Below are 16,522 nucleotides of genomic sequence, written 5' to 3' on the forward strand. Positions count from 1 at the left end.
GGACGTTGTCGTCCATTCGGTGTTTTTTCATTTATCAAACGTTAATGAAAGCAAAAGAGCGAGGTTAGTCGATAAAATCGACTAACTCGGGTGCAAAAGAGGCAATACGTGTGGAGTTAGTCGAAAAAATCGACTAACTCGGGTGCAAATGAGGCAATACGTGTGGAGGAGTCGAAAAAATCGACTAACTCGGGTGCAAAAGAGGCAATACGTGTGGAGTTAGTCGAAAAAATCGACTAACTCGGGTGCAAATGAGGCAATACGCGTGGAGTTAGTCGAAAAAATCGACTATCTCGGGTGCAAGAGAGGTAATATGTGTGGAGTTAGTCGAAAAAATCGACTAACTCGGGTGCAAAAGAGGCAATACGTGTGGAGTTAGTCGAAAAAATCGACTAACTCGGGTGCAGGAGGGGCAATACGTGTGGAGCTAGTCGATAAAATCGACTAACTAGCGTGCAAGAGAGGCAAACCGAGTGGAGTTAGTCGATAAAATCGACTAACTCGGGTGCAGGAGGGGCAATACGTGTGGAGTTAGTCGATAAAATCGACTAACTCGGGTGCAGGAGGGGCAATATGTGTGGAGTTAGTCGAAAAAATCGACTAACTCGGGTGCAAAAGAGGCAATACGTGTGGAGTTAGTCGAAAAAATCGACTAACTCGGGTGCAAATGAGGCAATACGTTTGCAGCCCTTTGCCAAGTATGGCGACGGTGTTTTTTCATTTTCAACGATCATAAAAAATCACAACCCTGTGGAAGTTATCCCATGTAACAGAATGGGCAATCCATGTACCATCAGGACATACGGCATGTAGAAGGAGGAAGAGAAATGAATAAGCAGATGAAGCAGGGGAAGGAAGATTTTGAGGCGCAGATTATGCAGCTGCCCGTTGTGGATACGCACACCCACCTAGTGGGGAATCGACTCTGTGCGAGCGACTTCTGGGAGATTGCCCACTATTTCTGGTTGTTTCGTGAACTGCAGGCTGCTGGTTACCCAGCGAATGCCATGGAGCTACCTGAGGACGAACGGATCGCTGCTTTCTTGGAAGCTTACCATGGATCGAGAAATACGATGATGAATATGGCGATGACACACATTTTTCGAGATTTATACGGCATTGTCATCCGTGACGCGGCCTCGGTAAAGGAAGCTGACGCAGCCGTTAAACAGAGTGCTGGGCGTGTTACGTGGGCGCAAGAGGTGGCAGATCGATTGAACGTGAGTAGATTCGTTGTGAATATTCCCGAACATGCAGATTTCCAAGGCATGCGTGAGAACGCCATCCTGATCCCGCGCATTGATGGTAAATTAGGGGGCTGGGTCAAGGAAATCGAGTCATCGCCTAATCCAGCTGGGGTATTCGCACAAGTGCGTGAGAAACTGACTCAGCTATTAGATACCTATAAAGAAGCGGGTTATCCAGGAGTTATGACCACATTGCCGAGTTATGAAGCCAGCGCAAACCGCAAGGTTGTGGTCGGGCAAGGCAATACCAAGGATGAGATATTATTGATGCTTCTGCACGAATTAGGGGCTGCTGCTGAGCAAAGGGGACTTCTCATACAGTTGTTTCTCGGCGTGGAACGTTCCTGGTGTGGAACAGCTACTCCGGTCAATGACCCCACTCGTATCCTGAAGCTTTCTGCCTTGTTTGAAGCGTATGCCTGCACGTTTGAGCTCGTAGTGGCATCAGAGCTTAACAATTTGGATATTGTGCAAGCGGCATGGAATTTTCCGAATGTTCATGTAGGTGGGCATTGGTGGTTTAACTTCCGAGCGAGTACCTATCGCGATAGTATGCAGTACCGATTAGAGGCGCTGCCGGCGATCAAAAGCTCACTCATTGTATCCGATTCCAGATGTATGGAGTGGAGCTACGGCAAGATTCTGCTTGTAAAACGGATTGTGAGCGATTTCCTATGGGGTCAGATCGAGGCAGGCTGGATTGATTATGACACGGCGATCTATGTGGCTGAGAATTGGCTTTACCACAGTGCAGCGAAACGCTACGGGGTTGCACATTGATCCTGTTGTAATCGTTGCCACCGCTCCTACCCCTATAGTAGTTCTAATCATAAAAAAACACAGTGCGCTATAAGTTTCACCATGTTTACCTTGCAACAACCCTAGTAAGATGAAGAAGTCAAATCGATGCAGCATGCAAGAAGGGGAGGAAAACATGGCCAGCAAAATACAGCCATCCGATCAAACAATATATAATTTCTCATCGCAGAGTCAGAAATGGGCTTTTATGCGAAAACATTGGCCGATTTATGTGATCTCATTACCGGGAATTATTTATTTCTTACTTTTTAAATATATCCCATTATTCGGTTCGGTCATCGCGTTTCAAAACTACAACATTTTCAAAGGGATAAAAGGAAGCGACTGGGTAGGATTAGAGCATTTCCAACGCATGTTTGCTTACACCGATTTCCTGCAAATTTTAAAAAATACGATATTAATCGGTATTTATGATATGTGTTTCGCTTTTCCGATTCCAATCGTCTTGGCTCTTCTCATTAATGAAGTACGCATCATGGCTTATAAACGGATTGTACAAACGGTGGTGTATATGCCGCACTTCCTGTCGTGGGTCATCGTCGGAGGCATAGTTGTTGGGGTTTTGTCCCCTTCCACGGGAATCGTCAATCATTTACTCTCCTTGTTCGGCGTTGAGCCTATCTATTTCTTGGGGGAAAATAGCTACATTCGAACCATTCTCATTAGTTCTGGCGTTTGGAAAGATAGCGGTTGGGGAACGATCATCTATTTGGCAGCGATTGCAGGCATTAATCCTGATCTATATGAAGCCTCACAAATCGATGGAGCCAGTCGCATTCGTCAAGTGTTCTCCATCACGATTCCTAGTATTTTACCAACCATCGTTATTTTATTTTTGCTTCAAATTGGTAATTTCCTCGATTTCGGTTTCGAACGCGTCTTCGTATTTCTTAACCCGCTTAACAACGAGAATGGGGAGATTATTGATACGTTTGTGTATCGAGCAGGGCTTGTTGATCGCCAATACAGCTACACGACGGCTATCGGGTTGTTCAAGTCGGTTGTGGGTCTTCTGTTGATAATGATCAGTAATATGTTTAGTAAAAAAATGACGGGCGAAGGCTTGTACTGATACGGAAGGAGACCGGAGGTGAATCACTATGATTATGACAAGAGGCCATAAAATTTTTAATATATTCAATCTTATATTGTTAGGTGTTCTAGGATTGAGCATGGTACTGCCCCTTATTCACATTATTGCCCAGTCCTTAAGCAATAACACGGCCATTAATGCAGGAGATGTCTCCTTTTGGCCTGTGGGCTTCACATTAGGCAGCTATAAACTTATTTTAGAGGATCCGACCATCTGGATCGGGTTCCGGAATAGTGTCATTATTACGGTATTTGGTACTTTTATTAATTTATTTATGACAACAACGCTTGCGTATCCATTGTCCAGACCTGAATATTTGTATCGTAAATCGATTCTGTTGTTGGTGCTGTTTACTTTAATTTTCAGTGCACCGTTAATACCCAACTATTTGTTGATTAAGCAATTAGGGATGTTGAATACCCTCTGGGCTTTAATGCTTCCGATGGCGATTAGCGCTTTTAATTTATTCGTGATGCGCTCATTCTTCCTGAACCTGCCATCGGAGCTGCTGGATTCAGCGCGAATGGACGGCTGCGGAGAATTCCGGATACTCTGGAATATTGTCTTGCCACTATCTAAGCCTGCGATGGCTACTATGGGCATTATGTATGCAGTCGGTCACTGGAACCGTTATGCGGAGGCCGTCTTCTATATTGATCATCGTCAATGGATACCGCTGCAAGTACGGCTGAGGGAAATTGTATTTACCGATCAGATGGGGCAATCCGACGTATCTTCGGAACTCCTGCAGCTCCTATCTCCAGAAGGAATTAAGATGGCAGTCATTGTCGTCGCAACGATTCCAATCCTGTGTGTATACCCGTTCCTACAAAAGCATTTTATCCAAGGTATGATGGTGGGTTCGGTGAAATCTTAATAAAACTAGTGTGAAATTGGCCGCCCCGTAAGTGTAAATGGGGTGGTTTTTTTTGACCTAACGGATTGCAGCTCATATCGTAAATAAAACAACCCCAATCGTAAATTTTTCCATCTATGGAAATAAGAATGTGATTTACACTTATGCAAGCAGAGGAGGGAGGAGATGATCTTACCATTTATAATGGAAGCGATTGCAATATGAATGAGAACCCCTTGTTTCAAGTAGGTGTAACTGACTCTAAGGAGGCTTTAGAATGTTCAGTAAGAGATTAAAGCAACAAGTACTTAAAAGGGCAGTAAGCATAGTGCTTTCATTGGCACTTGTTCTTACGTTGATTAACATGAATCCAATAGAAACGGTTTATGCAGCTCCGGAAGACAACTTGGGCATTTTGGACATACACGTGAATAAGCCAGTCAGCGCAGAAGTTAATCTTAATAATGCAACAATTGATATATCCTTGCCCTATGGCACTATTTATCAAATGTTAAATGTAACCACAAATGGTGCAAACGCAGTTCTGTACAGAAGTGACGAAACAACGGTGATCCCTTTTGCTACCAGCGGTATTAACAAAGGCGATGCGAAAATGGACCAATTTTCAACTAGTGGAACCACGACGTACTATCTGGTAGTAACCGATATCAATAACAGCAGTAATAGCAAAAAATATACCATAACGGTTTCGGTAGATACGGCAGTGCCCTCTTTAAGTGGCCCAATGGGGCCAAATGATAAATATTTGCCGCTGAATATTCAGGCAGGCGAGTCCGCTTGGGATGTGATGGGTGCCTCCAAAATTGGCAATGGCAGCGGTACGGGTTCCATCGAAGGACCAACCAGTCCCTCCTCCTACAGCGGGAAACCATGGACGGAGTCGGTATATGACCGTTCAGGGGACTACCCTGTGGCTTCAACTGTGAATGAGTCATGGTTGGGAGACAATATGTATTTGCAAACGATCGGACGAAACGATTTGAATGCGCTTACGAAATATGGCATTGCAGGCATACCAGGTACGTCTAAGCTCAACTCGGACATTTTGCGGTTTCACGAATTTAAACCTTTTGTGACGCCTGAAGGTGTAAGTCGGGACGATGGTGATCGTGGAGCTGTAGGCAGTGATCGGCAGAGATTGGAGATTAAGAGCAATACCAGCGCAGCCAACATCGATGCGAATAGCGTAGGCGGCGATATTATGACCCATCACTGGAGGCTCATGCTCCCGTCGGAAACGTTAAGGTTTCAACAAGATGTTGGTGATAAAAAAGCTGGTGACTTTATTGATCCACACCGGTTTTGGCACATCTTCCAACTGAAAGAAGTAGCGGGCAACGCTGCCGGCCAACCGGTGACTACGCTGACTTTAGTTTCCAGCGAAGGCAAAGGGCAGCTTGAATTCAGAAACAATCCAGATGGCAGCTATGCGGATCGCATTAAGCCATTGTTCACGATTCCTTTTGAAAAGGTTGCAGATCGCTGGCTGGATTTTGAAGTAACGATCTTAACAGCAGATAAAGGTTATGTATACGGTAAGCTTGTCGATCTGGAGTCGGGTGATGTGCTGTTCGAAGGTGGGATGACAGCCGAAACCTCAAGACGACCTGAAGTGAGCAATCCGACGACAGGCAGACTTGAAAGAACGGATTTACCCGTTGAAGCGGGTCAACAAAACCGTTCCAAATGGGGGCTTTACCGGGGGTTGTATAACAGTCCGGCTGATGCAGCCTATGCCGATGAATGGCAAGCAGCAACCATGTATCTGTCAGATGTTCACTTAATCAAAAGGGATAAAGACAGTTACATTTTTCCTGACGGCTGGAACCCCAGTGTACAAGCGAAAGATGTTGTTGCATGGGCAAGGCCAGCAGCGATTTCAGCTTCCCAAGGTACGGCATTTGGCAGTTTAACTTTACCCTCGAAGCTTGATGTCACTCTGAGTACGGGGAAAACTGAGCAGGTGAATGTAACATGGAGCTCGTCTGGCTATAACCCTGATCATACGGGGATTAATACGATCTATGGTGAGTTTAATGGCTCAGGTATTACGAACTCAACCGATATTAAACCATTTATTGAAGTTAATCTTTCTAGTTATAAAAACTGGGCGGTTACTCCCGGAGCTACACTTAAGGTTGTGTCTAGCAGCAGCAACAGTAAAAACAACTTTATTGATGATAATGCTACGACGGCTTGGCAGGCCAATAGCTCACTTACCAAAACAGATGGCTACCAATACTGGGCGGCCGTACAACTGGAAAAGAAAATAGATGTCAGTAACATTCAAATTGAGTGGACGAGTAATAGCAAGTTTTTGAAAAATTATCAGGTTTACTACGCGAATGACGCAGCAGCTTTTAATGAACTCAAAGAGGGAAATGCCCTATCAGCGACTTCAGATGCAACGCGTAAACCGCTTGAGACGGCCAATGGTGCCCTATGGCAGCCAATAGTAGGCGTGGGAAAAACGACACAACTAGAAAATAACGAAAAAGCTAATCATACGTTAGCTGTACCGATTGCAGCGCAATATATATTGCTTGTATCCGATGTTACACTCGATAATAGTGCTGGCGGAATCAAAGCGAATGTATTCAATGTTTTCGGTGAACCTTCAGCAATAGATATTCCGGTTATACCGACAGGTTCAGTTAACCTGCTAGATCCATCTCGTTTTACACCGCAGGCTGGCGTCAATCTTAAGGTAAGCTCGGAAGCCAATGATCATCCGGGCGTAGATGCTTTGCGGTCAGGCGGCAGCGGGTATTGGCGGAATGCAAGCCCTGATATCTATAAAGGGGATTATTCGCCATCCTCACTCGCATTAAGTCTTGACTTAGGCGCGCCTAAAACGATTGATAAACTTTATCTTGAAATCCCTAACACCATCGCCAATATTCAAAGTAATGCTACAAGATTTGAGGTCTATTACACCAATGATCCTGCATCATGGTCAAGTGCACCTACGACTTCAAATGGGGCACAGCAGTATGACTGGAAAGCTAACGGCTGGACGCTAGCTGGTGGTACGGAGACCGAAGGTTTGTGGTCCTATGTGACGTATAACGGTCAACAATGGGGCTATGATACGAAGACGTTTCTGTATCCGTTTACAGCGCGTTATGTCATGATAAACACCGTGTTGGTTGGTCCTAGCGATAAGCGTGCGAATGATACCAATTCCATGATGGGTCTATCCGCCTTAGCGATCTATGGCAAAAATCCATATGCGAATACAACAGCATTAGTGCCAGCTAAGGACACCTACAGTACATGGGATCAGGTTGCACCTGTATCGACAACGATTAACCTGGGTGGGAAAGTGCTTACAAGCATTAAGAAGGGTGACAGTACGCTTCTATTAAATACGGATTACACATTCGCTGGCAATAAGGTTACATTCACACCTCCATACCTTGCCAAGTTGCCACTAGGCACGAATGAATTTACGTTTCACTTCAACAGCGGTGCACCTTCGCTATTTGCATTGGATGTCATAGCCCGTGGTTATGGCGCAAATGACAAGACGATCAAAATGAACGCAATCGAAGGCGTATCTCCTTACAATGTGTTAGGCGGGGCTATGGGCACCGACGAACCTGTAGAAGGTGTCACGAAAAGAATAAGAGACGCTTATCACGCATTCTACGGTAATCAGCCTCGGGCGACAGCCGCGGATGATCATATCACGAGTGTTTGGGATAGCACATTGCAAAAAAATGTATTCAAGATCTTTGAATACGGCAGAGGCTTGAATAATGAGTTCTTGGATAAAACTCGTGATGGCGAGTACGGTCACAAAGGTGTATTTGACCCGAGTGTAGGCTATATCGTTGGCGGCGCAGCTACAACGGATCGGCAAAGAGTTGAGATTCGCCCAAGCGAAGATTCGAATAACGATTTTGTCGCGTACGAAGGCGATTTGGTTTCCTATGAGTGGATGTGGAATATTCCAGACGGCATCCAGTGGAACCAATCAAACTTCAGGCATATCTTCCAGTTGAAGGCTACGAATCGCCAAGCCCCTGATACTTTACCAGGCGGCAACAATGGCGGTGAGAACGGCGCCTATATTCTTGCAATGTCCATTTCTGGAACAACGAACCGAGATTTAGTTGTCAATCATAACCGTTATGACGGTGATAAGACACTGATGCGAATTCCATTAAAAGAAATTGATGGACACTGGATTAAAGTTGAGCTCAAAGCTCACATTTCGGACAGCGGCTGGCTTACTATTAAGATTACGGATCAGGTGACGGGTAAGGTCTATACCTTTGACAGTCCCGATGTCTATCAAGTATTCGGTAATCAAGGGACAGGCGACGGGGTCAAGGACCTATGGCGAAGACCCGAGAGAGCAGGCGGCTTTGAGACCGAGTATCCAGCTGCGTTTGATCAATATTTGCGTCCAAAGTGGGGAATTTACCGCAGCTCTGCTAACGGCACCAACTCTGCGTATGACGCTGAGCTCGGACTATCTGACATTACGATAAGCAAGGTTGCATCAGGGTTGTCCTCTGTCAACCTGGCGCTTAATAAGAAGGCGTACAATGTTGGGCCGACAAGTGGTGCTAATCCGATTCAAATGCAATCTGCTACGGCGAATGTATACGGAAATGCTAACAAATTGACCAACGGTGTATTGCAGGACCCAACCAAATGGACGGTAACGAACGTTACCAATTTGGACCAAATCGGCAATTATTCATGGCTGGGTACAGACGGAGAGCGCAAAGGCAGCTTTGTCATCGACCTTGGCCAGGCGATGGATTTTAGCCAGATTAGACTGTTTGCCAAATCCACGAGGTTAAAGGGCGCAACCGTGTTTGTATCCAATGAGATCGGAGATCATTCATCGGCTGCTGAGTTTAACAATATGACCTTTCAACAAGTGGAAAAGCAAACAGCCTTAGGTTATACGTATGAGACAGGCACTAGTAATGGTGGTAGCGATTCAGCAGATAGTTCGCACCCCATTAACCTGGGCAAGACTTACCACGCCAGATATCTTAAAGTAACGGTGGAGAACGCTTCTGGTGGGAATGCAGGCGCAGATCTGACGGGACCTCCACGCTTGACGCAAGTACAAGTGTTCAATGCGCCACTTCCTCCGCAGCATTTGACGATTGAAGCTAGCGGTTCAGGTAACATGCTGAAGTGGGATGCGAATGTTTTAAGCGAAGGTTATACGGTGTACAATGAGACAACAGTACTGGCTGATTTACCAGCAGGTGTAACTACTTATCTGTTACCGAGTAACCTGACGGATTTCTCCAAAGTGACCGTAAGGTCCAAAGGAACAGATCCGTATTCACGCAAGTTTATGATTTCGGCACCGACCTTACTGAACATGTCAACGGACATCGTAGGGATTGCACCAATAAGCATCACAACGAACGTGGGCGTGGCCCCTTTGTTACCGACGGTGGTCACAGCGGTTTACAGTGACAACACAACGGGACAGCGAGCCGTAATCTGGGACGCTATTGACGCATCCCAATATGCTGTAGCAGGTAGCTTTAGCGTGCAAGGAACCGTCACAGGCGTGACGTATAAAGCTTTGGCCAATATTACAGTTACAGCTGTGGATATTCCACTACCTGTTATTGTTAGTTATTCGCCAATCAACATTACGACAACTGCGGGTACAGCACCCGTATTGCCAACGGTTGTCACAGCGGTTTACAACGACAACACGACTAAGCAGCTAAGCGTCGTCTGGAACAATATTGAGGCTTCGCAATACGCCTCGGCAGGTACCTTTAAAGTACTGGGAACTGTTGGAGGAACCTCCTTGAAGGCAGAAGCAACGATCACAGTCACACAGCGTTCGACGGATCCGGGACCAAGTACAGGGACAGGTAGTGGAACTGGCACTAGTTCAAGTTCAAGTTCTAATTCAGGAACTACAGGGATCATCGATCTGGATAAAGATGCCAAAGTGACGAAAGAAACAACGGCGGATGGAAAGACGGTTACGAAAGTTACCGTAGATAAGGATAAACTGGAGAAAGCATCAGCGATTCCAGTTGTCGTGATTGAAGTGAAGGACAGTGCATCCACCGTAAATGTGGAACTGCCAGGCAATGCGTTCCTGAACGCAATCAGTAAGCAAAGCAACTCGGTGATTCAGATTAAAGCGAATGGTGCCACGTATGACCTGCCAGTCCAATTGTTTAAAAATATAGCTAAGGATTCCACCGTAAGCATTGTGATTTCTAAAGTATCCGGCAAAGTCGGAGACGATGTCTATGCAGCGGTGAACAAGTTGAACGCGAAGCAAATCGTTGCGAACCCGATTGATTTTACAATCACAGTCAATGGGAAAGAAATGAATGATTTTGGCGGCGAGTATGTGAACCGCACACTAAGCTTGGGGACATGGACAGGTGACCCTGGTAAGGTAACTGCGGTCTGGATCGATGCAAACAATGGGGTCCATTTCGTACCAGCCCTTATTTCGACGAAGAATGGATCATCTGAAGTTACGATTCGCTCGCCGCACAACAGTACGTACACGGTCATCCAATCCAATCAATCATTTGCAGATTTAGCTGGGCATTGGGCCAAGTCGGATGTTGAGCTGCTAGCCAATAAATGGATTGTTAACGGAATCACGGATAAGCAGTTTGCACCAGAGGCGCAAGTTACGCGCGCTGAGTTTGCGGCGATGTTAGTTCGATCGCTTGGACTCGTAGAGAAGAAAGCGGATGTATTCGGCGATGTAAAGTCGAGCGACTGGTTCGCTGGAGCCGTTAGCACGGCGCATCTAGCCGGGTTGATTAACGGTTATGAGGATGGTACCTTCAAGCCAAATGCCAACATCACTCGCGAACAGATGGTGGCGATGTTGATGCGTGCGATGAAAGTTGGAGGGAAGGAAATCCAAGCCAGTACCACGGCGATTGATCGCTTCTCCGACCGTTCGACGATCGGCGAATGGTCGAAGGCAGCCGTCGCACAGGCACTGACCGCAGGTCTTGTTCAAGGCTTGTCGGACAATATCTTCGCACCGACAGAGCTTGCAACACGCGCACAAGCAGCCACGATTCTGAAGCGCATGCTGCAATCTCTACAATTTATTAACTGATTCACACCCAGACCGCCAAAGTTGTTTGGCGGTCTGGGTTTCACCTTGGGTTTGCGCCATATGGTAACCTTCAACATGCGGTGACTTCCCGAGCTAATTCTAGCTGTCACCCAGTCATCTAAATGGATTTACTCCATCTATTTGTGCCAAATTCCCCGAATATGAGGTATTAGCTGTATTTTCTACAGTTAATTTTCAAGTAGGAGCTCGATAGTTCAAAATACAGATATATTACCTGTAGTTTTTCCAGCTATTCGCGAAAACACAGGAAACTAGTGAATGTTAGCTGTAGTTTCTCCATCTAAATACGGAGAGCTTATTACGTTGGAGACAAACGTGATCGTGATGGCACTTTGGAATCGAAATTCAGGTCTTTCTTCAATCGTATAAAATCACATAGCGTCTTAAATTTATACATTCAGAAATCGGATCGTAATCGTTATGATAATCACAGATCGATGGAATCGCTTACAGTAAATGAAGAAAGAAGGGGCTTTCAATGAAAAAAACAATCAGTCTAAGTCTAGCCGTCATGATGGCAGCTACCGCACTAACCGCGTGTTCCTCAGACGGGAAAGTGGCAGGCACGGCTTCACCACAGCCATCAGGCAACGTAAAAGCAGCACCGGTCAAATTCTCATTACTTTTTCCAACGACAGTCAGCACAGGCTATCACACTCGAATTCCCGATTTAAACAAGGACAAGTGGGTCTTGAAGCTGGAAGAATTAACGAATACGGATTTGGATGTTAGGGTTGTCGAAGATGCCAAGTTCGGGGTGATGTTCGCAAGTAATGATATTCCTGATGTTGTTGGCAGTATCGGTGGTCCTGGCAGTAAGTCGATGTCAGGTTCGGTTGAGAATGGTGTGTTCATGCCGCTGGACGATCTGTTGAAGCAGTATGGACCGAATTTGTTGAAAATGGTACCCAAAGCAGCGTGGGAGAGTGTTTCGTATAACGGAAAGATTTATGGCATTCCCGAATATTTGAGCAATCCTTCCCGTCGTGCCACTTACATTCGTACCGATTTGCTAGCTAAAACGGGACTTCAAGCTCCCAAAACGGTAGATGAGTTTCTGAATGTCCTAAGGGCTTTCAAGAAGCTTGGCGTCGAGAGTCCGTATCAAATGAGAGAAAACTTCAAGTATGCGGACGTTCTTCTAGGAGCTTACGACGTACTGCCGTATAAAGATCAATTTGAACTCGTGGATGGTCAAGTGGTTCCTAAATTTTTCGATTCGGAAAATGTACAGAAAGCACTAACCGCCTATAAAACAATGTACGATGAAGGCTTGATTCCGAAGGAATTCGCTACCATTTCCGCTACGGATTACAACAAAAGCCTAGATGCAGGGAAAGCTGGAATTTGGTCGCAGAATGCTTCCGGCTTACCGGGGTCCAAAACCAAGCTAAGAGCGCTCAACCCGGACTTTAAAGCGGATATCATTGATTCTCCTAAGGGACCAGAAGGTAAAGGTGGTTACTTCCTCTATTCGCCTGTCGTTCGAACGTTCTATATTAATAAAAATGTGAAGCAAGACACAGCTGCCGGAATTATCAAAATGTTCGAGTGGATGATGACTTCCAAGGATGCAGAAACATTCTTTACCTTTGGGATTGAAGGCGATACCTATACGAAGGACAGCAGTGGTGCGATTAACTATAAATTCCCAGTAACGAAGGAAGATATTGATGAAGAAGGGTTCCGCAGTGGAACACTTTGGGCGGTACATGACTCTACCTACAATAAACCAAGAATGCAGCTAAATGATGATGGAAAAACGACCTTGAAAGCATTTGACGATATTCTTTCGAAGGAAGGTTTACCTGGCATTGGATTCTATCCTGATTTGAGCAGCTTCGCTAAATTCCCAGATCTTGCAGCGCCTCAGCCAGACGTAGGTCCGAAAATTATCGTCGATCACATGATCAAAATGATTTATGGCAAAGAGCCGATTTCCGATTGGCCGAAAGTGATCGAAGAGTATAAAGCCAAAGGCGGTACCGAAATTATTAAAGAAGCGACAGATCGTTGGAACAAGAAGCAAGGCGCGATTATGATTGACACGAAATAACGAGCTATGAATAGAGGCATCCCTTTCGCAGTATAATTCGCGGAGGGATGTCTTTATTTATGCGGAAATCGTAAAAAAACACATACTGCCGTAAGTTTATACGTTTTTCTTGGACGGTCAATCTCCTATAATGAAGGCAACTAAAATCTATGGAACTTAGGGGGTAATTCATACATGAAAGCGATATTGGTTGGTTTAGGTTCAGCCGGGTTCAGTTGGTATAAACGTCTAAGAGATCAAGGATTATTAGCAGCTGTTGTTGAGGTTGATCTAGCAATGAAAGAGAAGATGCTGGATGATCCGTTCCCTTTTTACACCTCATTAGAAGAGGCTTTGCAGAACGAACAGGCTGATTTTCTAGTCAATGTAACTTCACCTATGCGGCACACAGCAGTGAACCATGCGGCATTTGACCATAAGTTGGCTGTATTGTGCGAGAAACCGATTTCCTTTGATTATGAGGAATCCATCGAGATCGTAGCTCGAGCTGCCAAGGAGAAGATCCCATTTATGATTGCAGAGAATTACCGCAGGATGCCTTATATTCGTAAAATGAAACAGCTCTTGAACGAAGGGGTCATCGGCCGTATTTCGTCTATGGATATACAGTTCTACAGATACCACCATGTTCAGCGGAGATATACCGTTAGTATTCTGGATGACATCGGGGTGCATCACTTAGATATGATCCGCTATTTCACGGGTAGAGAAGGAAAGTCAGTGCAATCGAAGCTGTACAATCCAATTGGTGCTTGGAAAGAAGAAGGAGCGCTTATTAATGCGTATGCTTTATTTGAATTAGAGGATGGCATTACAGCGACCTACAACGCATCCATCTCGGCCAGAGGAACGGAGACGCCATGGAGCGGCAATTGGCGAATCGAAGGAACGGAGGGCGCTATGGAAGTCGTCGATAAAGAAATTCGTCTCATTCGGGATGGCAAAGTTGAAGTGATTGATGACATGAGTGGTGTCGATGAAACAGATACACTGGCTGAATTTCTGACATCACTCCGTGAAGGACGCGAAGCGGAAACGAGCGGCAGGGATTATTTGAAAACCCAAGCACTCGTTCATTACACGAAGTTGGCTAATGCGTCCGGCAGAACGATGTCCATTGAAGTTCCAACAATATAAAGGATTGGGGAAATGAGTATGCTAGCATCAAATTGGCAACAATCAGCACCAGGGGTATGGCGCCTTATGATTGGAAATCCGCAGGGCATAACACCGCTCTCTTTGATGGAGGTGTTACCGAAAACAGAGGCGCTGCAGCAGCTTCCGCAAGTGAATCCTCCTTTTACAAGAGAAGACATTGAAATCGAGGATCTTGGTGATTATCTTATGTTATCTATACCGCTTAATCGTACGGAGAAGCTGTATGGGACAGGCCTTCAATTATTACGAATGAATCAACGCGGAAGAAACCGTTATTTGCGGGTAAACAGTGATCCTAAACAAGATACAGGGGAGACGCATGCGCCAGTACCCTTCTACATAAGTGATCTCGGGTATGGCGTGTTGGTGGATACTTCGCGAATCGTTACGATGTATTGCGGTTCAACGATGAGACAAGAGGAAACGCTAAGCGAGGATATACGTGATCGCAATACCGATAAGGGATGGAAAGCGACACTAGTGGCATCGCGAGTGGAGATCAAACTACCTAGGGAAGGTGCAAACGTTTATTTGTTTGGCGGACCAACCCTTTCTGATGTCGTAGCAAGATATAATTTGTTTTGCGGTGGAGGCACGCTGCCTCCGAAGTGGGGACTTGGCTTCTGGCATCGGGTTCCGACGCTGTATACGGACGGACAAGTGCTCGAAGAAGCAGAGCAGTTCCGTCAGCATGATATGCCCTGTGATGTCATTGGACTCGAACCTGGTTGGCACAGCCTAAGCTACCCAGTCAGCTATGAATGGGAGAAAAGCCGATTCCCTGAACCTGAACAATTCGTAAAGGAACTGGATCGTAAAGGCTTCCGTGTGAACTTATGGGAGCATCCCTTTGTATCACCGAAGAGTGAGTTGTATGAAGAATTGAAGCCGCTGTCGGGAAGTCACTCGGTATGGGGAGGGCTTGCGCCGGATTATTCGCTGCCTGAAGCTGTGTCGCTTTATAAGAAGCAGCATGAAGAACAACATGTCAATATCGGGGTAGCTGGTTACAAGCTGGATGAATGTGACGGCAGTGATTTGACCAATAACTCCTGGATGTTTCCAGGACACGCTCAGTTTCCATCGGGTCTTGATGGCGAGCAGATGAGACAAATGTACGGGTTAATGTTCCAAAAGATGACGACAGAGCTATTCCGCAGTAAAAACCGGCGAACCTACGGGCTAGTAAGGGCCTCGAATACCGCGGCTTCCTCCATGCCTTATGTCTTGTATTCTGATCTTTACGATCACAAGCAATTCATTCGTGGTGTATGTAACGCCTCTTTCAGCGGGTTGCTGTGGACGCCGGAAGTGCGAAGAGCTAGGAATGCCGAAGACTGGGTCAGACGGATGCAAACGGTCATCTTCTCGCCACTTGCGATGCTCAACGCTTGGGGGGATGGCACGAAACCGTGGTCTTTCCCAGAGGTTGAGGACACGGTTCGCCACTATATCAAGCTGCGGATGAGACTGCTGCCTTATTTGTATACGGCTTTCGCAGCATATCGAGAGAAGGGGATTCCACCTTTCCGTGCTATGCCGTTTGTGATGTCACCAGCAGAAATCGCAGAAGCTGAGGCGATCGAAGCTAAAGCAGCTGAGCAAACCTTGAACACGACAGATGGCGCTTATGGCAAGAAGAAAGTGAGAGAATGGGACGACCAATACATGGTTGGAGATGCCCTATTAGTTGCTCCACTTGTCGAAGGAGAGACTGAGCGAGAAGTTCTGCTCCCCTCGGGAATCTGGTATGGATTAGAGACTGGGGAACGATACGAAGGTGGTTGTATCATTCGGATTCAATGCGGTCTAGAACGAATTCCAGTATTTGTTAGAAATGGATCTGTCATTCCGATGATGCCTGCGCTGTCGCATGTCCCACCGCTAGGAACGCAAGTTCCACTTGAGCTGATTCATTTCGGTGATGCTGTCGGTGAAGGGAATTTATATGACGATGACGGGGAATCGTTTGACTATGAGACAGGTGTATGTGGCTTGTGGAAAGCAACAGTCACCCAAGAGGCAGATGGTTCCTATGAAGGGCGACTTACTGGACCGACGGAAATACCGCAAGCATACAGCACTGTCACGTGGCGCTTCGCACAAATTCGTTTGTAGCACCTTCCGTTGAAGAAGCGATCACGGTGAGTTATCA

Annotated in this window: 7 protein-coding genes; all 7 read left to right on the forward strand. The window is 46.0% G+C overall.

The genetic code is table 11. From position 1 onward, the window contains the following. Window positions 1-827 precede the first annotated feature (827 nt). Window positions 828-2,027, forward strand: a complete 1,200-nt coding sequence (locus ACSQ8O_RS09485; protein WP_436241352.1) for a glucuronate isomerase — start codon at window positions 828-830, stop codon at window positions 2,025-2,027. 154 nt (window positions 2,028-2,181) lie between these two features. After that, a complete protein-coding gene (locus ACSQ8O_RS09490) occupies window positions 2,182-3,138 on the forward strand; it encodes an ABC transporter permease (protein WP_056624619.1) in 957 nt (318 codons plus the stop codon). A gap of 28 nt (window positions 3,139-3,166) precedes the next feature. After that, the gene (locus ACSQ8O_RS09495) at window positions 3,167-4,036 is read left to right on the forward strand and encodes a carbohydrate ABC transporter permease (RefSeq protein WP_056624616.1); all 870 of its coding nucleotides are present in this window, start codon (window positions 3,167-3,169) and stop codon (window positions 4,034-4,036) included. Window positions 4,037-4,292: 256 nt separating this feature from the next. Continuing rightward, window positions 4,293-11,132, forward strand: coding sequence for an Ig-like domain-containing protein (locus ACSQ8O_RS09500; RefSeq protein ID WP_436241353.1), 6,840 nt, complete (start codon window positions 4,293-4,295; stop codon window positions 11,130-11,132). Window positions 11,133-11,631: 499 nt separating this feature from the next. After that, window positions 11,632-13,209: an extracellular solute-binding protein gene (locus tag ACSQ8O_RS09505; protein WP_436241354.1), complete on the forward strand. Its 1,578-nt coding sequence runs from the start codon at window positions 11,632-11,634 to the stop codon at window positions 13,207-13,209. A gap of 174 nt (window positions 13,210-13,383) precedes the next feature. Further along, on the forward strand, window positions 13,384-14,346 hold the full coding sequence (locus ACSQ8O_RS09510) for a Gfo/Idh/MocA family protein (protein WP_436241355.1): 963 nt from the start codon (window positions 13,384-13,386) through the stop codon (window positions 14,344-14,346). A gap of 18 nt (window positions 14,347-14,364) precedes the next feature. Further along, window positions 14,365-16,485, forward strand: a complete 2,121-nt coding sequence (locus ACSQ8O_RS09515; RefSeq protein WP_436241356.1) for a TIM-barrel domain-containing protein — start codon at window positions 14,365-14,367, stop codon at window positions 16,483-16,485. Window positions 16,486-16,522 lie beyond the last annotated feature (37 nt).

Origin of the sequence: Paenibacillus sp. LjRoot56, from assembly GCF_964253335.1 — a bacterium.
In the GTDB taxonomy this organism is placed as follows: Bacteria; Bacillota; Bacilli; order Paenibacillales; family NBRC-103111; genus Paenibacillus_E; species Paenibacillus_E allorhizoplanae.

Coding starts and splice junctions, on each gene's coding strand:
- ACSQ8O_RS09485 (WP_436241352.1), top strand. CDS start 828: ATGAATAAGCAGATGAAGCAGGGGAAGGAAGATTTTGAGGCGCAGATT.
- ACSQ8O_RS09490 (WP_056624619.1), top strand. CDS start 2,182: ATGGCCAGCAAAATACAGCCATCCGATCAAACAATATATAATTTCTCA.
- ACSQ8O_RS09495 (WP_056624616.1), top strand. CDS start 3,167: ATGATTATGACAAGAGGCCATAAAATTTTTAATATATTCAATCTTATA.
- ACSQ8O_RS09500 (WP_436241353.1), top strand. CDS start 4,293: ATGTTCAGTAAGAGATTAAAGCAACAAGTACTTAAAAGGGCAGTAAGC.
- ACSQ8O_RS09505 (WP_436241354.1), top strand. CDS start 11,632: ATGAAAAAAACAATCAGTCTAAGTCTAGCCGTCATGATGGCAGCTACC.
- ACSQ8O_RS09510 (WP_436241355.1), top strand. CDS start 13,384: ATGAAAGCGATATTGGTTGGTTTAGGTTCAGCCGGGTTCAGTTGGTAT.
- ACSQ8O_RS09515 (WP_436241356.1), top strand. CDS start 14,365: ATGCTAGCATCAAATTGGCAACAATCAGCACCAGGGGTATGGCGCCTT.